This window comes from Mesorhizobium sp. AR10 (assembly GCF_024746795.1).
Classification (GTDB): Bacteria; Pseudomonadota; Alphaproteobacteria; order Rhizobiales; family Rhizobiaceae; genus Mesorhizobium.
The window spans coordinates 1,900,001-1,920,967 of record NZ_CP080524.1 but is presented as its reverse complement, the minus strand read 5'-3'; the positions used below and the strand labels follow the sequence as shown (position 1 = coordinate 1,920,967).

Annotated in this window: 16 protein-coding genes, 1 tRNA gene and 2 rRNA genes (1 of these 19 running past the window's edge); 6 read left to right on the top strand and 13 right to left on the bottom strand. The window is 62.0% G+C overall.

Going from position 1 to position 20,967, the window contains the following annotated elements; translation table 11 throughout:
* Positions 1–2: 2 nt before the first annotated feature.
* A complete protein-coding gene (locus tag LHFGNBLO_RS12790) occupies positions 3–1,337 on the bottom strand; it encodes a four-carbon acid sugar kinase family protein (protein WP_258607771.1) in 1,335 nt (444 codons plus the stop codon).
* 4 nt (positions 1,338–1,341) lie between these two features.
* A complete protein-coding gene (gene oiaX, locus LHFGNBLO_RS12785) occupies positions 1,342–2,592 on the bottom strand; it encodes a 3-oxo-isoapionate-4-phosphate decarboxylase OiaX (RefSeq protein WP_258607769.1) in 1,251 nt (416 codons plus the stop codon).
* A gap of 188 nt (positions 2,593–2,780) precedes the next feature.
* Here oiaX and LHFGNBLO_RS12780 point away from each other — a divergent pair, with 188 nt between their 5' ends.
* Positions 2,781–3,494: a transcriptional regulator NanR gene (locus tag LHFGNBLO_RS12780; protein ID WP_258607767.1), complete on the top strand. Its 714-nt coding sequence runs from the start codon at positions 2,781–2,783 to the stop codon at positions 3,492–3,494.
* A 10-nt stretch (positions 3,495–3,504) separates the two neighbouring features.
* Here LHFGNBLO_RS12780 and LHFGNBLO_RS12775 read toward each other — a convergent pair whose 3' ends face one another.
* From LHFGNBLO_RS12775 to LHFGNBLO_RS12740, 8 genes are all read right to left on the bottom strand, one after another.
* The gene (locus LHFGNBLO_RS12775) at positions 3,505–5,343 is read right to left on the bottom strand and encodes a hypothetical protein (RefSeq protein ID WP_258607766.1); all 1,839 of its coding nucleotides are present in this window, start codon (positions 5,341–5,343) and stop codon (positions 3,505–3,507) included.
* Positions 5,340–6,374, bottom strand: coding sequence for a Gfo/Idh/MocA family protein (locus tag LHFGNBLO_RS12770; RefSeq protein WP_258607764.1), 1,035 nt, complete (start codon positions 6,372–6,374; stop codon positions 5,340–5,342). Before LHFGNBLO_RS12770 ends, LHFGNBLO_RS12775 begins: the two co-directional genes overlap by 4 nt.
* Before the next feature lie 2 nt (positions 6,375–6,376).
* Entirely contained in the window at positions 6,377–7,441 is a 1,065-nt protein-coding gene (locus LHFGNBLO_RS12765) for an ABC transporter permease (protein ID WP_258607763.1), read from the bottom strand.
* Entirely contained in the window at positions 7,434–8,981 is a 1,548-nt protein-coding gene (locus tag LHFGNBLO_RS12760; RefSeq protein WP_258607760.1) for a sugar ABC transporter ATP-binding protein, read from the bottom strand. Before LHFGNBLO_RS12760 ends, LHFGNBLO_RS12765 begins: the two co-directional genes overlap by 8 nt.
* Positions 8,978–9,619 carry a DUF2291 family protein gene (locus LHFGNBLO_RS12755; RefSeq protein ID WP_258607758.1) on the bottom strand — a complete coding sequence of 214 codons (642 nt, stop codon included), beginning with the start codon at positions 9,617–9,619 and terminating at the stop codon, positions 8,978–8,980. The genes LHFGNBLO_RS12760 and LHFGNBLO_RS12755 overlap by 4 nt, the downstream gene beginning before the upstream one ends.
* 95 nt (positions 9,620–9,714) lie before the next feature.
* Positions 9,715–10,656 (bottom strand): D-ribose ABC transporter substrate-binding protein, encoded by a 942-nt coding sequence (locus LHFGNBLO_RS12750; protein ID WP_258607749.1) that lies wholly within the window; start codon positions 10,654–10,656, stop codon positions 9,715–9,717.
* A gap of 277 nt (positions 10,657–10,933) precedes the next feature.
* Positions 10,934–11,761 carry a phosphogluconate dehydrogenase C-terminal domain-containing protein gene (locus tag LHFGNBLO_RS12745; protein ID WP_258607747.1) on the bottom strand — a complete coding sequence of 276 codons (828 nt, stop codon included), beginning with the start codon at positions 11,759–11,761 and terminating at the stop codon, positions 10,934–10,936.
* A gap of 324 nt (positions 11,762–12,085) precedes the next feature.
* Entirely contained in the window at positions 12,086–12,955 is an 870-nt protein-coding gene (locus tag LHFGNBLO_RS12740; protein ID WP_258607745.1) for a helix-turn-helix domain-containing protein, read from the bottom strand.
* 106 nt (positions 12,956–13,061) lie between these two features.
* Here LHFGNBLO_RS12740 and LHFGNBLO_RS12735 point away from each other — a divergent pair, with 106 nt between their 5' ends.
* The 5 genes from LHFGNBLO_RS12735 (at position 13,062) to LHFGNBLO_RS12715 (ending at position 19,497) form a co-directional block, all read left to right on the top strand.
* The gene (locus LHFGNBLO_RS12735) at positions 13,062–14,333 is read left to right on the top strand and encodes an ABC transporter substrate-binding protein (RefSeq protein WP_258607743.1); all 1,272 of its coding nucleotides are present in this window, start codon (positions 13,062–13,064) and stop codon (positions 14,331–14,333) included.
* Between the two features lie 104 nt (positions 14,334–14,437).
* Positions 14,438–15,298, top strand: a complete 861-nt coding sequence (locus LHFGNBLO_RS12730; RefSeq protein ID WP_258607741.1) for a carbohydrate ABC transporter permease — start codon at positions 14,438–14,440, stop codon at positions 15,296–15,298.
* A complete protein-coding gene (locus LHFGNBLO_RS12725) occupies positions 15,295–16,131 on the top strand; it encodes a carbohydrate ABC transporter permease (protein ID WP_258607739.1) in 837 nt (278 codons plus the stop codon). Before LHFGNBLO_RS12730 ends, LHFGNBLO_RS12725 begins: the two co-directional genes overlap by 4 nt.
* A gap of 192 nt (positions 16,132–16,323) precedes the next feature.
* On the top strand, positions 16,324–17,409 hold the full coding sequence (locus tag LHFGNBLO_RS12720; protein ID WP_258607736.1) for an ABC transporter ATP-binding protein: 1,086 nt from the start codon (positions 16,324–16,326) through the stop codon (positions 17,407–17,409).
* 57 nt (positions 17,410–17,466) lie between these two features.
* Positions 17,467–19,497 (top strand): aldo/keto reductase, encoded by a 2,031-nt coding sequence (locus LHFGNBLO_RS12715; protein ID WP_258607734.1) that lies wholly within the window; start codon positions 17,467–17,469, stop codon positions 19,495–19,497.
* A 325-nt stretch (positions 19,498–19,822) separates the two neighbouring features.
* Here LHFGNBLO_RS12715 and LHFGNBLO_RS12710 read toward each other — a convergent pair.
* From LHFGNBLO_RS12710 to LHFGNBLO_RS12700, 3 genes are all read right to left on the bottom strand, one after another.
* Positions 19,823–19,899 (bottom strand) — tRNA-Met (locus LHFGNBLO_RS12710).
* Between the two features lie 155 nt (positions 19,900–20,054).
* A 5S ribosomal RNA gene (gene rrf, locus LHFGNBLO_RS12705) occupies positions 20,055–20,169 on the bottom strand.
* A 153-nt stretch (positions 20,170–20,322) separates the two neighbouring features.
* Positions 20,323–20,967 (bottom strand): 23S ribosomal RNA (locus tag LHFGNBLO_RS12700); it runs 2,162 nt beyond the window's last position.

Genomic DNA, 20,967 nt, shown 5'->3' with positions numbered 1-20,967 from the left:
GATCAACCACTGACGCCGTCGCGGATGGCTGAGAAATAACGGTCGGTTCCGACCTGCCCGCCCTTGAGCGCGACCTCCAACCCATCGATCGCCTTGATGCGCGAGTGAGCAACGCAAAGCGGCGAGCCTGGCGACGCCGGCAGCGGCATCCTCACCGTCAGCGCATCGACGCCGATCTGACCAAGCGCATGGCTCGACGTGTCGCCACCGGCGATGACCACGCGCTTCAACGCCTGTTCGATCGTCAGCGCGCGAAGCAACTTGCCGAGGCCGCGGCCAAGTTTGTGGCGCGAGCCTTCCTGGCGGTCGATTTCCGCGCCGCGGTCCGCTGCAGGACCGAGGGCGGTGTAGAGGATGACGCTGCGCCCAGCTTCAAGGCTGGCAAGGCCGGCGGAAACTGCGCGCGCGATTGCGTCGGCCGACGCTTCCGAGACCAGTTCGACAGGATCCACCTCGATCCCGTCGAAGCCATCGGTCAGCGCATGCTGGATCTGTCGTTCCGTTGTCGGCGAGCAACTGCCCGAGACCACTGCCATCCGATCGGCGGCGCCGGGCGGCGAAAAGTTGGACTGGACGCTGACGGTCTCGTTCGACGCCCATTCGGCGAGCAGCGCATATTCGATCCCGGACGAGCCGACGACGAAGGAGCCGCCGGGCTTGCGGACGCGCCATAGCTCCTTGCCGGCAAGGGCCTGGCTTTCCGGACTGTCGACATCGACAAGCACGATGCCGGTGCCGTCGGCGATCAGGCGATCGAACGCTTCAGATCGTGACGCAGATTGCAGGGTCGCGAGGTCAACCAGCCCCGACGTAAGCTCCGTCTGCCGCGACAGGTGGATCAGCAGGTCGGATTCATCCATCGGCGTGGTCGGGTGGCGACTCATCACCGGATGGCGGTCGATGCGAAAATACTTTTCACGATAGGCCGCGAACAGATGCCCGAAGGCAGTGTAGCGCTTGAGCTGCGGCGCGCCGACCAGCAGTGGCACGCTGTCCTGACTGAAGACAGAGCGGCCGATCTCGATCGCCCGGCCGATGCTGCCGATTGTCGGGCTGGAATCGAAGGTCGAGCAGACTTTGTAGTGGCAGATTTCGGCGTTGAGCGTCTTTAGCCAGGCGAAGGCGCTCTTGAGATTCGTGTCCATCCACTGCGGCGTCTCGCTTCGGCTGGTACCAGCCAGCCCGATGGCCTGGCAATGGCTGAACTGCGCAAGCAAGGCCTTGTCCGGCTGGCGCATGAACAGCACGGTCGGCACGCCGCCGAGCTCGAGCGCCTCCATGACGTCGGTCGAGCCGGTGAGGTCGTCGCCATAATAGCTGAGCAGCAGGTTTTGCATCGCTTCAGGCCGCCTTGCCGTCGCCGAATTTTTCGATCGAGCGCGCCAATTCTGCATGATTGTGGGCGAAGTCCGCCAGCGGTGTGCCGTCGACCGCCGCTTGCCACGCCTGTTGCACGGCGCGCACACCGGCGCCCGGACCGTCCGGATGGCTGACGATGCCGCCGCCGCAGAGATAGAGAAGATCGACCGTCCGGCCGGTTCGCTCGTATGTCTCGGGCGCCTGTCCGCCCCACTGGCCGGAACCCGCAACCGGCAGCGCGCAATCATCAGGCGCAAAGATCGGCGTCGTCACCGCCTTGAAGGACTCGACGAACGACTCGTCCGGCTCCCAGTATTTCGAGGCGATGCCGTTGATCTGAAACTGGTCGACACCGAGCAGCCGCCAGAACTGCTGCCAGACCTTGAAATCCATGCCGAGGCCGGGATGTCGTGTGAGGATATCCCAGCCATTGCGATGGGCGTGGATCACCAGGCTGGAGCGCTTCCTCAAAAAGGCCATGCCACCAAAGCCGATGGAATTGATGTTGACCACCGCGCAATTGCCGCCGGCCTTCGCCACCAGATCGTGGTTGCGCATCATCTCGTCCGGGTCGGCATGCGAAATGCCGAAGGCATACATCACCTTTTTGCCGGTCTTCTGCTCATGGTCGAGGATGAGCGGCATGATCGCCTTCACCCGCTCCGCCAAGGGCGAATAGGCCGGGCTCATCAGCTTCTCGTCGTCCTTGATGAAATCGACGCCGGCCGCGATCAGTTCTGCCACCATTGCGGCCGTCTCGTGCGGCCGCAGCCCCAGCGCCGGCTTGACGATCGTGCCGATGATCGGCCGATCCGCGACGCCAGTCAGCCTGCGGCTGCCGGCGACGCCGAACTGCGGACCTGGATGCGCGCCCCGATAGTCCTCCGGCAGCTTCATGTCGACGATGCGGATGCCGGACAGGCCCTTGATCGAATAGACGCCGCCAATGGCGATGGTCATCAGCGCCGAAAGGTCGGTGCCGATGGCGTCGAACGGAAAGGCGATATCTACATCCGCACGCTTGAACGGCCCATCACCGGCCTCGGGAATGGAGGGCTGAAGGGCTTCGGGCAGGTGACGTATCGCCAGAACGCGTGCAGCCACCCTGGCCTTGAGTTCCTCGGTCTCGCCCGGTAGCGCAACGAAGGTTCCGGTCGACTGGTCGCTGGCGATCTTGGCCGCCAGCGCATCGATGCCCCCCGACGTTTCGATGCGGTAGGTAAGGGTGATCATGATCTGCAATCTCAGGTCGAAAGGAGGTTCGAAAATAGTTCCCTGATCCTCGAAATCTGGTATAATGAGTACATAAGTATTGCAAGCAATATCCTGCTCGCGGGTGGTGGCCCGACCAGCGGACAGGCATTCCGGAAATCGCGGCGGCAGTGCTAGATAGAGGCCGGTCAAGGGAGTGATTCGCGACGATGAACCGTTCGGAGCCGATCGTCCGGCGCAAGCTTTCCGACGAAGTCTTTTTGCGGTTGAAGCGGCTGATCACCAGCGGCGAATTGTTGCCGGGCGACGACATGCCGTCGGAGCGCGAGCTGATGGAGCGCTTTGAGGTCGGCAGGCCGGCGATCCGCGAGGCGATGCAGGCGCTGAGCAATATGGGCCTCGTCGCCATCTCGCATGGCGAGCGCGCCAAGGTGCTGCAGCTGACCGCCAAGTCGATCATCAGGCAGGTCGACGGTGCGGCCAAGATCATCCTGTCTTCGTCGAAGGACACGCTGGAGCACCTCAAGACAGCGCGCATCTTCTTCGAGCGCGGCATGGTCAGGGAAGCCGCCGAAAAGGCCACTGCAGAGGACGTGCAGCGGCTGCGCGCCACCGTTGCCGAACAGCGCAGCTTTCGCGGCGACTCCGAAGCCTTCATATCCGCCGACATGAAGTTTCATACCCAGATCGCCGCGATATCTGGCAACCCGATCTATGTTGCCGTCAGCGAAGCGATGCTGGGCTGGCTGAAGGAATACCACACCGAAATGCTGATCTGGACCGGCAAGGAACAGTTCACGCTCACCGAGCACGAAGAGATCATCGGCCGCATCGAGAAGAAGGATGCGGAGGGCGCCGAAAAGGCGATGATCAAGCACCTCGAACGCTCGCGCGCGCTCTATGTGATGAATTCGGAAAAGTGAATCCGCAAGTTCAGCCGATCCGGGTGATCGCGTAAGGCGCCATCACAAGCCGGCTTTGGCCAAGCGCTGAGGTATCGACCTCCACGTCGTTCGCTGTCAGGTTCGCCAGCCACAGGACGGTCTTGCCCGAGGCGGAGCGCCCGGCCAGCGCCAGCACCTTGGTCTCATCGCTCGTCCTTGCCGTCAAATGCGCAAGGCCGGCCATTTCGCAAAGCCCCTTGATGGCCCTGAAGATCGGCCGGGGTGTTCCCTCCGCGACGGGTTCTCCGGATGCCGCCAGCACGCCAAACGGCCCGGTGAAAGCGGAGAGCGTGAGTTGCTCCAGCCCAACCGATGCGACTCGCGCGGCATAGCCGATCGTCCATGCCGCCGAGAACAGGCCGGCATGGCGGGGATCGCGGTCGGCCATGGCAATGCGCTGTCCCCCGGGATTGGCCTTGGTCGCGCCGCCGTAAGGGTTCTGCCGCATGGCGATGGTCGACGGACCGATGCGGTAGGGCTTTGTTCCAAAGATCGCCCGCACGGATGCGATGATGAATGGCAGCGCCTCCAGCGATTGCATGACGCTGAGATCGTCGGCGGCATGCACGATCGGACAGGTGCAGTGGGTGACGAAATCAAGCTGGTTGGGCGGCACACGCTTGCGGTTGAGTTCGGTGAAATAGCTGAACATGCCGCCGCCGAGGCGCATATCGGGAAAAGCGCGGCGGGCAGCGGCATAGACCTCTTCGAGCGGCGGACACTCGGGCCAAGCATTGCCGGGCGGCGTCGACTGCCGGTCGACCGAAGGCGAGACGGCGATTGCCGAGAGCGTCAGCCCGGCCTGGCGTACCATGTCGGCGACGCCTGACAGCTCAGCACTGAGATCACCCGCGCCGGCAACAACGCATTCGAGGGTGGTGGAAACCGGATAGGCCATCGCAAGCCGGGCATACGAGCGCAAGGCGTCGAGCCCATGGCCGCGCGTCGGATCGTAGTGGAAGATCAACTGCTGAGGACCCAGCGCGGCGAGTATCGGAAGGTGTGTGAGCGCAGTGTCGACGTCGTCCGGGTAGATGATCACGCCGATATCGGGCAGCTTCGGTCCGGCTTCGCCGAGTTCGACGCGAACCGGCTCGTCGATTGCTGCAGCGACCGGGATTTTCGCGTCGCCGGTTATGCGCAGGCTGATCGTCTGGCGCAGGCTTTGGCCTGCAGGCAGCACATAGGGCCATGGCAGCGCTAGCGGTCGAACATAGGTCTTGTAGGATGCATCGGACCAGTTGCGCTGGTCCTCCATCTCGAAGGTGTCGCCTTCCATCCGGCATTCGGCGGTGACGCCAGACTGAACCTGATGGGTAATCGACTGCAGATTTTTGAAGGGCTGCCAGGGGTCGATCAGGTCGGGAAGCTTCGTCGCCACCACGCTGCCGTCGGTATGCTCGACCGTGACCGGGCTGCCGGCCAGGCCGGCAATCGGATGCAGGATGCAGAAGCCGCAGCGATTGGTCTCGAAATCGCTTTCTGGAACAGCGGTGACGTCGAAGATCAGATGTCCGTCGGCTGAACCCTTGATCGTTGCTTGAAAGCCAAGCCGGCTTCCGCCCGGCCCCAAGCAGCTTGCCGAGTAAATGACAGTGAAGGCATCGGCGCCCTGGTCGATGACAAGATCCGTCAGCGTCGGTTCGTAGGTACCCCAGTCGCGATCCCTGACGATGTAGGCGATGGCGCGCAGCACTTCGATGCCGCCATAGTGGACGGAGCGCAGGTTGCCATTGACGAAGTCGGCGCTGAGCGTGCCAGCCCGCAGCCTGACCGGTTCGGCTTCAACCGCGCGCGTGCCGTAGAGGAGGAAGGCGTCGGCAGTCATCTCAGCAAGGCGTCGAGCTGCACCGGTGCGCGGCTCCCAGCACCCGCATAGGCGGCCTCGACCAGCGCGAACGTCTTGAGATTGTCCGCACCCGAGGTTGCTGGCTCGATTCCCTTTGCAAGGCAGTCGACCCAGTGCTGTTGAATGGCAACGACACTTTCCTGGATGTTGTGCCAGGGCCGCGATGCCCAGGGCAGCAGGGGTGGCGAGGTGTCAGTCACCTTCGTGCCGTTCTTGCCGGCGACGGTAAGCCGGTACCCTTGCGCAAGCCGGATGGTGCCGTCGCTGCCGTCGATCTCGATCAGCGTTTCGGGAAACGGCTCGGTGGCGAGCTTCGTCGCGTAGCTGCAGTCGACCACCGAGGTGGCGCCGCTCTTGTGGTCCATCAGCATGGTTGCGACGTCCTCGCCGGCGATAGCAGGGTTGATCCGCGCGGTTCGTGTCGTGATCGTCGACACGTCGCCCAGCAAGAAGCGGGCTATGTCAAGACTATGGATGCCGAGATCCTCGATGATGAAGCGCTTTCCCGTCGCCAGATAGGGCTGGCCGGAAAACACGTCATAGGCGGAGCGGAAGGAGATGCGTCCGAAGAATGGCGTGCCGATCTCGCCACTGTCGAGAACGGCGCGTACCGCCTGGATCGGTGACTGCCAGCGAAAATTCTCATGCACCATCAGCGGCACGCCGGCATCGGCGCATGCCCTGACCATCGCCTTGGCATCGGCAAGCGACGGCGCGAACGGCTTTTGGCAGATTGCCGGAACACGGTGCCGTGCTGCCATCTCGACCAGCGGACGATGGCTGGGTGCTGTGGTGGCGATATCGACGAAATCCAGCCTTTCGCCGGCAAAAAGCGCCGCCGCGTCAGTATAGCGCGTTGCAATGCCGAACTGGTCGCCGACGATCCTCAATCGTTCCGGGTCGCGGTCACAGATGGCGACGATCGAGACGCCGGCAATGTCGCGCCAGCCATGCATCTGGTTGACGGCAAAGAAGCCGCAGCCGATCAGCGCTCCCCGCAACTCCGCCATGCTCAGCCTGCCTTTGCCATCTGCATCAGCGTCACGCGGCTCTGCAGCCGGCGCTGCGCCTGGTCGACGACGACGGCGACGATGATGACCAGACCTTTGATCACCATCTGCCAGAAGGAACTCACGCCCATCATCACCAACCCGTCCGAGAGAATGCCGATGACGAAGGCGCCCACAATGGTGCCACCGATCGTGCCGCGCCCGCCCGACATCGAGGTGCCGCCGAGCACCGCCGCCGCGATGGCGTTCAGCTCGAAACTTTCGCCAGTTGCCGGATGCGAGGCCATCAATTCGGAGGAGATGATCAGGCCGACGATCGCCGCGCAAAAACCGGAGAACATATAGACGAACATCTTCACCATATTGACACGCACGCCCGAAATGCGCGACGCCCGCTCATTGCCGCCGACCGCGAAGATGTGGCGGCCGAGCGGGGTGTATTTGGCGAGATAGGCCGCCGCCAGCGCAACGACGATCAGGATCCAGATCGCCACCGGCAGGCCGAGCAGCCGGCCGGCGCCGAGGAAACCGAACCCCGTCGTGCCGAGCTCCGGTTTGCCGACCAGGTTGGGAAAGGTGCGGCCATCCGACGACAGCAGCGCTAGGCCGCGCGCGACATAGAGCACGCCGAGCGTTGCGATGAACGGCGCGACGTTAAGCCTCGTGATCAGCAATCCATTGACGGCGCCGATCAATATGCCGACGGCAAGCGTGATCAGCGCGATCTCGAAGACGTTGAAATAGAAGGTGTAGCCGATCTGCAGGTCGATGCCGTTGAGCACGAGATAGCCGGCCACCATCCCGCACAGGCCGACGATCGAGCCGACCGAAAGGTCGATGCCGCCGGTGATGATGACGAAGGTCATGCCCATGGCCAGGAACGCGTTCAGCGCCACGTGTTTCGACATCAGGATGAGATTGGCGGTCGACAGGAAGTTCGGCGCTGCGATCGAAAAGAAGATCAGCACGGCGATCAGCGCGATGAAGGTCCGCGCCTTCATCAGCGTCAGCAGCAGCGAGCCGCTCGCGACGGAGGTGACAGCCGCCTTGGCCGGGATGTCAGTCATGGGCGGTGTTCTCCGTGTGCGGGGCTGGTCCGTGGCCAAGCGCCGAGGCGGCGACAAGAACTGCCTCCGTCGCCTCGGCGCGATCGAACATGCCGGTCAGTTTTCCATTGCTCATCACCGCGATCCGGTCGGACAGCGCCATCACCTCATCGAGATCCGAGGTCGCGAAGAGAATGCCCAATCCTTCGCGCGACAGTTTGCGCATGGTGCGGAAGACGTCGGCCTTGGCGCCGACATCGATGCCGCGGCTTGGCTCGTCCATCAGCAGCACCTTGGGCCCGGTGAGCAGCGCCTTGCCGATCACCACCTTTTGCTGGTTGCCGCCGGACAACGACGAGACCTCCTGTGCCGGATCGGCAACCTTGATCGCCAGTTCCCGCACCATCTGCACCACCGCCTGCCTTTCAGGGCCGCCGCGGATATGAAACAGGCGGACAAACCGCGACAGGCTGGCCAGCGTCAGATTGCTGGCAACCGACAAGATCGACACCAGCCCTTCGCGCTGGCGGTCTTCGGGGATCAGCGCCAGCCCGCGCCGGATGCGCCGTGTCGTATCGCGCTCCTTGACCCTCTTACCGGCGATGAAGATCGTTCCAGTGGCCTGGCCATGACGGCCCATGATGCAGTCGAACAGCTCGCTGCGTCCGGCGCCCATCAGGCCATAAATGCCGAGGATCTCGCCGGCACGCAGCGACAGCGAGACGTGGTCGACCGCAAGACCGCCGGTCGCGCGCGGCAGGCAGATGTCCTCGGCGCGGAATATCTCTTCGCCTGGGACATGGCCGTCGGCCTTGGCAAAATCCTTGGCGTCGGAGCCAATCATTTGCCGCACGATCCACCGCGTGTCGACGTTTTTCATCTCCTCCTGGCCGGTGATGTGCCCGTCGCGTAGCACGGTGATGTAGTCGCCGATGCGGATCAGCTCCTCGAGCCGGTGCGAAATGTAGACGATGGCGACACCGCGCGCCTTGAGGTCGGCAATCACTTTGAACAGGATCTCGACTTCCGCTGCACTCAGGGCCGAGGTCGGTTCGTCCATGATCAGGATGCGCGCATCGAGCGAGACCGCCTTGGCGATCTCGACCAGCTGCTGCTGGCCGATGCGCAGATCCTCCACCTGCATGTCGGGCCGGATCCCGGCCTGCAAGCGTTCGAGAAATTGCGCAGCGCGGCGCTCCTGCTCCTTGCGGTCGATCTTGCGGAACCGGTTGGTGATCTCGCGGGTGGCGAAAATGTTCTCGGCGACGGTCAGGTTGCCGAACAGGTTCAGCTCCTGGAACACCATGCCGATGCCGCGGTTCACCGCGTCTCCCGATGACGCGAAGGAGACCTCTTCACCTTCGAGCAGAATACGGCCGGCGGTCGGCTGCTCAACCCCGGCAATGATCTTCATCAGCGTCGATTTGCCGGCGCCGTTTTCGCCGACCAGCACATTGACCGCGCCCTTGCGCACCTCGAAGTTCGCGCGCTTGACCGCAACAGTGCCCGAATAGACCTTGGAGACGTCCTCCAGCTTCAGAATGACATCGTGGTGACTCATGGCTTCGGCCCGATTTCTGCCTCCGCCGGCGTCACCAGCGGCAGGTCCTGGCCGCTTTCGAGCGTGTAGGCGCCGAGTATCTTGGCCGTCCGGCCTTCCAAGGCGTCGCGCGGCAGTTTGGAAAGCACGGTCTTGCCGGCATAGGCGTTGAACGCCTTGCCGAACTGGGCAAAATCGATCTGGTTGGTGAAGTCGTTGAACTGGACGAAATCGAGGCTATCGCGCAGCGCGGTTCCCCGCATCGCTGGTCCGGTCTGCACCCGCGCATCCGCCTTGCCGTCGCCGTCGACATCGACATCCATCGTCGCCGCGCGCGACTGGGTGTTTGAGGCGACGATCTTGCCCTCCAGGCGAACGGCGAAGGTCCATGGCGAGTTCGCCTGCTTATTTGGGTTGCCGTATTTGGAACCGGCAGCGGCGGGATCGGTTTTCGCCAAGGCGTGCACCTCGGGAAACGGCCCGGCTTTCTGCTGGAGATAGGGCACGACCTTCGCCGCCCATATCTCCTCGACCATCTTGTCCGGATTGAAAGCGGCAGCGTCGCCGCTGTCCGCCGATTGTGTCGGAAGAATCTTGCAGGCGGTCAGGCTGATGCCCACTGTCACGGCAAGGATCGACCAGGTCGGCTTGTTCAGCATGGCGGCCTGTTGTGCAGCATGGTGGTCGGTACCCACAGAAAATGGCGGCGAGGGACGAACCGAAATTCGCCCCTCGCTATTCATGTCACGCTGGCTCAGTTCGTCAGCGCGAAGGTTTCCAGCTTCGGAGCGTTTTCACCGTTGACCAGAACGCAGTCCATCAACTGCTTTTCCTTGGCGGGCGACTTCTTGTTCTTGATGAAGTCGTTGGCCTGTTCAACCGCCATCTGCGCCTGCGCATAAGCCGGCTGCAGGACCGTCGCCTTGATGCCGCCCGCGGTGATTGAATCGCGCACGTCGTTCGATCCGTCGAAGCCGACGACGATGACGTCCTTGCGGTTCGCTGCGACCAGCGCCGCATAGGCGCCCATCGCCATCGTGTCGTTGCCGGAGATGACGCCCTTAATGTCGGGGTTAGCCTGGAGAATCGATTCCATCTTGGAATAGGCCTCGGTCTGGCTCCAGTTGGCCGATTGCTGGGCAACCATCTTGAGGTCCGGATAATCGTCGATGACGTCGTGATAACCCTTGGAGCGGATACCGGCATTGGTGTCGGATTCCTTGCCGACGAGCTCGACGAAATTGCCCTTCTCGCCCATCAGCTTGACAAATTCCTGCGCGCCGAGTTGGGCGCCCTGGTAGTTGTTGGAAACGATCTGCGCGACGGCAACGCCGGTGGCGTTGATCTCGCGGTCGATCAGGAAGGATGGAACGCCCGCGTCCTTGGCCTTCTGCACGGCAGCGACGGTGGCATCGGCGCCGGCATTGTCGAGGATGATCGCCTTGGCGCCACGACCGATCGCCGTGTCGATTAGTTCGGACTGCTTGTTGGCGTCATCGTCATGGACGAGCACCAGCGCTTCATAGCCGAGTTCCTTGGCCTTGGCTTCCGCGCCGACGGCTTCCGCCTTGAAGAACGGATTGTCGTGTGAGGGCGTGATGATGGCGATGAGGTCCGCCGCATAGGCGGGCGCTGCCGTGCCAAGTGCCAGCATGCCGGCGAAAGCCGCGAGTGTCATTCTGCGAGTGAGTTTCATGAAGTCCTCCCGTTGAAAAAGCCTTGATCAATTCAGGCCACTGTCCGCATTTCAGACTGCGGATCGTCTCAGTTGCAAAACCGTTTGTTTGCCGGCCTAACGGACCGTCGTGCACCCGGTCCCCGGCCGTCCTCGCTCGTCCAGGCCACGAATCCCCTGCGAAGGCGTGTTGGCCCGAGCACAGCAACAGCTAAGCCAACTGGTATGATGAGTCAATCACAAATTCAGATGATATGTACCTGATGAGTATGCCATCTCCCCTTTGTTCCGCCTCTTTTCAGGTGATGCGCTGAATGCTTGCGGCGATCTCTTCCGGCTCGAACACCCGCTTCCAGTCGTCGCGCATCAGCACCGGCTTGCCGAACTCGATCGCCTTGTTGCAGGCGTCGGAGAACACCCCCTTGGTTTCGCCGAAGATGACGGCGCCGAGCACGTTCATGTGGCCGAGCAGGAAGTCGAGTGCGGCCTGCTGGTCGACGCCGCGCGCAACCACTTCATCGACGGCTTCCTTCATGACGACGAGCAGCGAGGCGCACACGGTTTCCGAAAGGCCGGGCTCCAGCAACGCCATCTGATCGACAGTGACGCGGTGCGAGCGCATGACCGGGGCCCAGATGATCTTGGCGATCGCCTCGCCCTTGGCGAAGTCCTCTTCCGGCCCCTGCATCAGCGCGCTGACCATATGCTGCTTGGCCTTGACGCCGCCGAAATAGTCCTTCTTGGCTGCCATGTCGGTCTCGTCGTTGAAGATCGGCGGATGGCAGGGATGGGTGACGAAATAGGTCAGGTCCGCCCGCTTCGGCAAATGGCCGGCGAACGGTGCGGCGGCGTCGAGCACCACCACCATCGTGCCTGATGCAAGCTTGCTCTCGATGCTGGCCGCGACCTTGCCGATATGCGTGTCGGGAACCGCTAGGATCACCACATCGGCGCCTTTGAGCGCATCGTCGGCGCTGATGGCATCGAAACCCAGCCCTGACTTCAGCCGCTCGCGGCCGGCCTCGCTGACCTCGACATGGCGTATCGTATAGGGCGAACCGCGAAAATTGGTCGACAGGCGGTAACCCATTTTCCCGCCGGCACCGAACAGCGCGATCGTTGTCATGTGTCCACTACTCCTGATGTCCAACGACGGCCCGCCGATCGTTATGTTATCAACTGGTATAATCACTCTACCAAGGTTTGGCAATCTGGATCGGCATGGAACGCCGCTGAATCGCGTTGGCGCATCCCCGGACCTGCGAACGATATCGCCATCTGTGCTTGCTGGGTCGACGGACTCTCGCCTCGGCATCGGACAGCCGGTCTACGAGGTAATCGCCGATCACGGCGCCACCCGTCTGTGGGTGCACCTGAGTTGAGCGGATGGCAATGCTTGAGTTAGCGACGATTTGGCAGCGAGGCTCCCCCTTCGCTACCCCAGACAGGCTTACCTGACGCCTGCACCCTTGCGGAAATCGGAAGGCGACATGCCGGCAAGTTTGCGGAACGACTTGTTGAAGGCGCTGAGCGAGCCGAAACCCGAGTCCATGGCGACCCTGAGCACGTTGGCGTCCTCATGCATCAGCATTGCCTGAGCGTAGCTGAGCCGCAACAGGTTCACATATTCGTTGAGCGTCATGCCGGTCGATTTCTTGAAGATGTTCATGGCGTATTTGGGATGGATGTCGGCCGCTGCCGCAATGTCCACGCAGTCGATCTCGTAGAGGAAATTCTCGGCGATGAAGTCGCACATGCGCCCAACATTGCGCGAGGATTGCTGATCGAAGGGGCTGCCCACATCCTGCCCGACCGAGGTTTCGGATACCAGCCGGTAAGGCTCGAACCGCACCCGCTCCAGCCGCAGCAAAAGCTCGTTGACGGCATGCTCGGCTTTAACCGGATCGCCTGACCTGGCATAGCGGTTCCAGCGCTCGAAATTGTGGTTGTCGGATGGATCGGTGGCACTGGTCACCAGTATCGCGCCGGTCATCAGCCGATGCCGGACATCGGTGGGCAGGTGGAGCCGGAAGAAATGCACCAGCGGCAGGTGCGCCCCGGCGTAGACGGCATCGTCGGACAAATCGTCCATCTGGTGCGGCAGGCCACCCCAGAACAGGCACATCTCGCCCGCCGAAAGCGATATCTCGTGATCGTTCATGCGGTAGTGCACGGTACCGCACACAATGAAATTCACCTCGACCTGGGCATGCCAATGCGGCTTGAGCATCACCAGGGGCTGCGTGTGAAACATCTGCAAGAGGAGCGGCAAGCCCTCCACGCTGCTGGCGCCAGGCTGATAAAACGGCCGTTCCGGCATCTTACTTTCCGCCAATTTCTTATTCCCTTTGTCGGGGACAAGCCTTCCGCACGGCCTAGTCTAGCCACGCTCACCAAGAGAGAGCAAATGAAATGGGAGGATTTCAATGCGCATCACACTGACCTGCGCCGCGCTCGCGCTTGCCCTGGGCTCCGGCCCGGCCTTTGCCCAATCTGGCGAAATCACGATCTGGAGCTGGAACATCGCCGCTTCATCGTTGAAGGCAACCGTCGCCGGCTTCAACAAGCAATTCCCCGACATCAAGGTCACGGTTCAGGATCTCGGCAACCAGCCGACCTACGACAAGTCGATCGCCGGCTGCGCCGCCGGCGGTGTGGGATTGCCTGACATCGTTTCGGTCGAGAACGGCGAGGCCGAGAACTACTGGAGCCAGTTCCCGGACTGCTTCGTCGACCTCCACACACTGGGCTACACCGCAGAGGACCAGGCAAAGTTCCCCGACTTCAAGCGCACCGAGCTCGAAGTCGGCGACAAGGCCTATGCCATGCCCTGGGATTCGGGTCCGGTGGCCGCCTTCTACCGCCGCGACTTCTATGAGAAGGCCGGCGTCGACCCCGCCTCGATCAAGACCTGGGACGATTTCATCGCCGCCGGCAAGAAGATCCAGGAAGCCAATCCGGGCGTGACGATGACCAATGCCGATTTCAACGGAGACACCGAATTCTTCCGCATGATCGCCAACGAACAGGGCTGCGCCTATTTCGCGGCCGACGGGCAGTCGATCACGGTCAATCAGCCCAAATGCGTCGATACCCTGACCAAGATCAAGGAAATGAAGGACGCCGGCATCATTTCCTCGGCCGACTGGAGCACCAAGGTCACCAACAACACGGCTGGCACCGTCGCCACCCAGGTTTATGGCGGCTGGTATGAAGGCACGATTCGCACCGAGTCGGCCGGCGAGAACGGCAAATGGGGCGTCTACCTGATGCCGAGCCTGACCGCCGACGGCCCGCGCGCCGCCAATCTCGGCGGGTCCTCGCTCGCCATCACCTCGGCGAGCAAGAACAAGGAAGCCGCCTACGCCTATCTGAAATACACGCTGGAGACCAATGAAGGCCAGATAACCATGCTGAAGGATTTCGGCCTGGTGCCGTCGCTGATCTCGGCGCTCGACGACCCGTATGTCTCCGAGGGTCTGCCCTATTGGGGTGGTCAGGCGGTGTGGAAGGACATCCTCGCCACCTTGCCCAAGGTCGTCCCCAGCCGCGGCACGCCGTTCCAGAGCGACGCCGAGATCATCATGCGTGCGGTGCAGACCAAGTATCTCGGCGGCGGCTATCCCGACGCCAAGGCGGCACTCGACGATGCCGCAAGCCAGATCGCCTCGGCGACCGGCCTGCCGATCAAGGAGTGATCCAGAGCATAATGGATCCGGGCGGCATCCGTGCTGCCCGGACCATTCGGGGTTTGCAGCGTTTCAGCAGGGGCGTGCCACCCTGAAAGCGGGAAGGAGGTAACATGCGCAATCAAAATGCCACGGCGTATCGCTTCCTCACGCCCTATCTCTTGATCTTTGCGGTCTTCTGGGTGTGGCCGATCATCAGTTCGTTCCTGATTTCCTTCCAGGCGACGCGCACCGTGCCGTGGCGGTTCGCGCCAGGCTTCAACTGGGGCCGGCTGATCGGCGACCCGGCCTTCTTCAATGCGCTGAAGAACACACTGCTGATCCTCGTCATCCAGGTGCCGGTGATGCTCACGCTGGCGATCGTGATGGCGGTACTCTTGAACTCGCCGCTGCTCAAGGCGCGTGGCCTTTACCGCTTTGCCTTCTTCGCCCCGGTCGTGGTCGGCGAAGTCGCCTATTCGGCGGTGTTCCGGCTGATGTTCAATCTGAATTTCGGCATCATCAACAAACTGCTGAACAGCGTCGGACTGCCCAGCATCGACTGGTTTTCCAACGTCACGCCAGCTATGGCGCTGATCATGATCGCAGTGACCTGGCGCTGGGCCGGCTACAACGCCATCATCCTGCTCGCCGGCCTGCAATCCATCCCGGAAGACGTCTACGAGGCGGCGACGCTGGACCGGGTCAGCAAGGTGAAGCAGTTCTTCTATATCACCCTGCCGCTGCTCAAGCCGGTCATCGTCTTCTGCGCCGTTCTGTCGATCATCGGCACCATGCAGCTGTTCACCGAGCCCTTCCTGATCACCGAGCGCGGCGGCCCAGGCGGCGGCACCGAAACACTCGGGCTCCTGCTCTACCGGCAGGGCTTCAGGTCGCTCAACTTCGGCTACGCCTCAGCCGTCGCCTACACGATGGCCGGCCTGGCGATCGCTATTACGCTGGTGCAACTGTGGCTGACGAGGGACCCGAAATGAGCTCGCGCTCCCAAGCCAGACTGGGACGCAGCATCGCGCTGCATCTGTTCCTGACGCCGCTGGCGCTGATCTGGTTGTTTCCGCTGTGGATGATGGTGGTTTTCTCGACCATGCCCGACAACGGCATCTTCAGCCCCGGCATAGAGCTTTTGCCGCACGACAATTTCGTCGAGAATTTCAACAATCTGCAGCGCGATACCAATTTCGTCGGCGCCATCGGCATCTCGGTCTCGGTGGCGGTGACCTATACGGTGCTGTCGGTGCTGCTCACCTCGATGGCCGGTTGGGCGCTGGCGCGCTACCAGTTCGTCGGCAAGGGCGTGGTGGTCGCCATCATCCTCGGCACCATCACGCTTCCTTATGCGGTGGTGCTGATCCCGCAATTCATCATGGTGGCGCGCGACTTCAAGATGGCCAACACCTGGGTGGCGCTGATCGTGCCGCCGCTCTTCAATTCGCTCGGCGTCCTCTTTATGCGGCAGAGCTTTTCGATGATGCCGGGCGACCTGTTCGATGCGGCGCGGGTCGAGGGGGTCAAGGAATGGCGCATCTTCCTCTTCGTTGCTCTGCCTTTGGCACGGCCGATGCTGGCGGCGCTCGCCATCATCCTGTTCCTTGCCTCCTGGAACAATTATCTCTGGCCGCTGCTGATCAACAGCCAGCCCGGTTCGATGACGGCTCCCGTGGCGCTTGGGACGCTGATCGGCCTGACCAAAGTGTCGTGGGGCGGCATCATGGCAGGTGCCGTGATGCTTACGGTGCCGATGCTTGTCGTGTTCGTGCTCTTGCAGCGTCATTTCATCGCCGGCATCGCCGCTGGCGCCATCAAATAGGATAGAGCGAGATGAGGTTGGATCGGAGCATTCTGCCGGTGATGGTTTGGGCCAAGGTCGAGGACTTTGTCGCAGGCCGTGCTAGCAGTTCGGCCAAGACAAAGGCCGCTGGATTTGGTCCAAAACAGCCCGGCCCTTCGGGTTTCCGAGCGGGAAACAGAATGCTCCAATCTAACCTCGTCTCGCTCTGACATGGCGGCGGTAACACTTACGAATGTCGTCAAGCGCTTCGGCGTCTATGAGGTCGTCCATGGCGCCAACATCGACGTCAAGGACGGCGAGTTTGTTGTCTTCGTCGGGCCCTCCGGCTGTGGGAAATCCACACTGCTCAGAATGATCGCCGGGCTGGAGGACATCAGCGATGGCGAGATCGCCATTGGCGGCAAGCTGGTGAACGATGTCGAGCCGGCCGATCGCGGCATCGCCATGGTGTTTCAGTCCTACGCGCTCTATCCGCACATGACGGTCGAGCAGAACCTGAGCTTCGGCCTGAGAATGACCGGCAACCCGAAGGCCGATACCGAGCGGCGCGTCAAACGAGCCTCCGAGATTCTGCGGATCGACGAGTTGATGCAGCGGCGCCCGCGGCAATTGTCGGGCGGCCAGCGCCAGCGCGTCGCCATCGGCCGCGCCATCGTGCGCGAGCCGCAAGTGTTCCTGTTCGATGAACCGCTGAGCAATCTCGACGCCGAACTCAGGGTGCAGATGCGGGTCGAGATATCGCGTCTTCACAAGGAACTCGGCGTCACCATGATCTATGTGACGCACGACCAGACCGAAGCGATGACGCTGGCCGACAGGATCGTCGTACTCAAGGCCGGCAATATCGAGCAGATCGGCGCGCCGCTCGATCTCTATGACGACCCGGCCAACCGTTTCGTCGCCGGCTTCGTCGGCTCGCCGAAGATGAATTTCTTGGCCGCGAAGGTGGTGGGTATCGAGAACGGCGCGGCGACCGTAGAACTCGTCAAGCATGCCGGCGTCCGGCTCAAGAAGCCGCTTTCTCAAACGCCGCCCGCCGTGGGCAGCGATGTCGTGCTCGGCGTCCGGCCAGAGCACTTTTTCGATGCCGGTCAAGGCGACTGCGACATAGCCGTCAAGGCCGACGTCGCCGAGCACCTTGGATCGGTGAGCTATGTCTATGCCGATGCCGGAGACGAAGAACTGATCATCGAGCGCGAGGCATCGCGGCATCGGGCGAGCGGCGACCATCTGGTGGTGTCGATCAAGGCCGAGCGGGCGCTGCTCTTCGACACATCAGGCGCACGCATCCGCTAAGCGCCTAATTTTGTTTGCCTGACCGGACGCGTCGAGGCGGCCCCAAGGAGATTTGAAATGAGTTCCGAAACAAGAAAAATTCGTTGGGGCATTCTCGGACCGGGCAGCATCGCCAAGTCCTTTGCCGGCGGCGTGGCGCAGTCGCGCACTGGCACGATTGCTGCGCTCGGTGCCCGCAATCCCAGCAAGCCGGGCCTCACTGAGGCCTTCCCTGGCGCCCGTATCCTCGATGGCTACGACGCGCTGCTCAAAGACCCCGAAATTGACGCCGTCTATATTTCGATACCGCATCCTGGCCACGCTGAATGGGCGATCAAGGCGGCCGAGGCTGGCAAGCACGTGCTTTGTGAAAAGCCAATGGGGCTGACCGCCTTCGAGGCCGACGCGATGATCCATGCGGCACGCAAGGCCGGCACGTTCCTCGGCGAAGCCTTCATGTACCGGCTGCATCCGCAGACGCTGAAGCTGGTCGAGCTGATCAAATCCGGTGCGATCGGTGACGTCAGGATGGTGAAGTCGAGCTTCGGCTTCGCCATGCCGGGCTTCATGCCGGAGCATCGGCTCTATGCCAATGATCTCGCCGGCGGCGGCATTCTGGATGTCGGCGGTTATCCCGTGTCGATGGCGAGGCTGATTGCCGGAGCAGCGACAGGAGCCCCCTTTGCCGAGCCCGACAAGGTCACCGGCGCCGCACATCTCGGCCAATCCGGCGTCGATGAATGGGCCTCGGCGCTGCTGCATTTTCCGGGCGGCATCGTCGCCGAAGTGTCCTGCAGCATCTCGCTGACGCAGGACAATGTGCTGCGCATCCTTGGCACCAAGGGCCGCATCGAGGTACCGGATTTCTGGTTTGCCGGCGGCAACCGTGACGTCGGCCTCGGCCGGATCGACCTGATCCTGTCCGACGGGACGCGTGAGACCATCAGTGTGAACGAAACCCGCCATCTCTACTCGTTCGAGGTCGACGGCGCCGGCCTGGCAATCCTTGCCGGCAGACAGGAATTCGCCTGGCCGGGCATGGGCTGGGCCGATAGCCTCGGCACTCTGAGCGTGCTCGACAAATGGCGCGCCGCGGTCAGGCTCGAATACGAGATCGAGAAGCCGGCCACACGCGTCAACACGATTTCCGGCCGGCCGTTGCGCACCGATGGCACTGCCATCTCGAAACGTCAGATTCCGGGTTTGCGGCGACCGGTTTCGCTTCTCGCGCTCGGCTTCGAGGATTTCCGCAGCTTCTCGTCGGGCACGATCCTGCTCGATGCTTTTTTCGAGGCGGGCGGCAATCTGTTCGACACCGGCTATGTCTATGGCGCGGGCTACACCGAAGCGCTGCTTGGCGAATGGTTGAAGAACCGCGGCGTGCGCGAGCAATCGGTCGTCATCGGCAAGGGCGCACACTCGCCGCTCTGCTATCCCGATGTGATCGGCAAGCAGCTCGCCCAGTCGCTCGACCGGCTGCAGAGCGACTATGTCGATATCTACTTCATGCACCGCGACAACCCGGACGTGCCGGTCGGCGAGTTCGTCGACGCCATGGACGCCGAGGCCAAGGCCGGCCGCATTCGCGGCCCTTTCGGCGGCTCGAACTGGACGATGGCGCGCATGGACGAGGCGATTGCCTATGCCGAACGCACTGGCAAGCAGAAACCTGGAGCGCTTTCCAACAATTTCTCGCTGGCCGAGATGCTGGAGCCAATCTGGGCAGGTTGCGTCACCTCGTCCAGCGATGAATGGAAGGCCTGGTTGACCGCCCGCCAGATGCCGAATTTCGCCTGGTCGAGCCAGGGGCGCGGTTTCTTCACCGACCGCGCCGGGCGCGACAAGCGTGACAATGAGGAGCTTGTCCGGGTCTGGTACTCGGAGAAGAATTTCGGCCGCCGCGACCGGGCGATCGAGCTGGCGAACAGCTTGGGCAAAGCGCCGATCCATGTCGCGCTCGCCTATGTTCTGGCCCAGCCATTTCCGTCCACGCCGTTGATCGGCCCGCGCACACTGGGCGAACTGGAAGACAGCCTCCAGGCGCTCGACATTGCGCTCTCGCCGGACCAGCTTGAATGGCTGGACAGCGGTTCGGATCGAGGCCGGTAGTTCTCTGAAGTTAGGGCGGGCAATGCGGGAAAAGACCAAACGTTCGTCCGCCGTGCAATTGGCCTGGTTCCGGCCGCCATACCGAAACGCAAAAAACCCCGGCGCCATTGACTACCGGGGTTTTGATGCTTGCAATGGCGGTCCTTCAGCTTCCAAAGGGAAAAGCTCGCCGGCTGACGTCTGACGGGCTTGTTGTTTGGTTGCGGGGATTTGACTTTTTTATCCCGCCGCGCGGGCTCCTTGCAGACCCCTGATGAGATCAAAAGCAACCGGCCGCCACAGCTGAATAGCAAAACGGCCCGCACGAGGCGGGCCGTTTTGTATTTGGTTGCGGGGACAGGATTTGAACCTGTGACCTTCAGGTTATGAGCCTGACGAGCTACCGGGCTGCTCCACCCCGCGTCAACCTTACAGGTAAGCCGAAACTTACCGGATTCAAGCCATCGCCAAATGAAAGGGCCGCTTGCGCGGCCCGAAATCCCGTTGGCGGGCCTATCGTAATGAGAAGATTTCACTCCATCCAATTTCTGGATGTGAGTTCAACGTGCGTTTGGCAGACCTGGCAGCGACCTACTCTCCCGCGTCTTGAGACGAAGTACCATCAGCGCTGGAGCGTTTCACGGCCGAGTTCGGAATGGGATCGGGTGCAGCCGCTCCGCCATAACCACCAGGTCGGCAAAACGCACGTTGTTCGAGAAGCTTTTTGAGCGATTGGCCGCGACATTGCATCAGGCGAGAAGCCTGGGGCTCTGTCGGAGCTGTTTCGCTGGTCTTTGTCGTGCCTGCACATCCTCCGTTATGGAGCGATGGACATAAGGAATGAGAACGATCAAGCCGATCGAACTATTAGTACCGGTAAGCTTCAAGCGTTGCCGCTCTTCCACACCCGGCCTATCAACGTGGTCGTCTTCCACGGTTCTCAGGGAATACTCGTTTTAAGGTGGGTTTCCCGCTTAGATGCCTTCAGCGGTTATCCCGTCCGGATATAGCTACCCTGCTATGCGGCTGGCGCCACAACAGGTCCACCAGAGATCCGTCCATCCCGGTCCTCTCGTACTAGGGACAGATCCTTTCAATATTCCTACACCCACGGCAGATAGGGACCGAACTGTCTCACGACGTTCTGAACCCAACTCACGTACCGCTTTAAATGGCGAACAGCCATACCCTTGGGACCTGCTCCAGCCCCAGGATGCGATGAGTCGACATCGAGGTGCCAAACAACCCCGTCGATATGGACTCTTGGGGGTCATCAGCCTGTTATCCCCGGCGTACCTTTTATTCGTTGAGCGATGGCCCTTCCACGCGGGACCACCGGATCACTATGACCGACTTTCGTCTCTGCTCGACTTGTCAGTCTCACAGTCAGGCAGGCTTATGCCATTGCACTCAGCGAACGATTTCCGACCGTTCTGAGCCCACCATCGCGCGCCTCCGTTACTCTTTAGGAGGCGACCGCCCCAGTCAAAC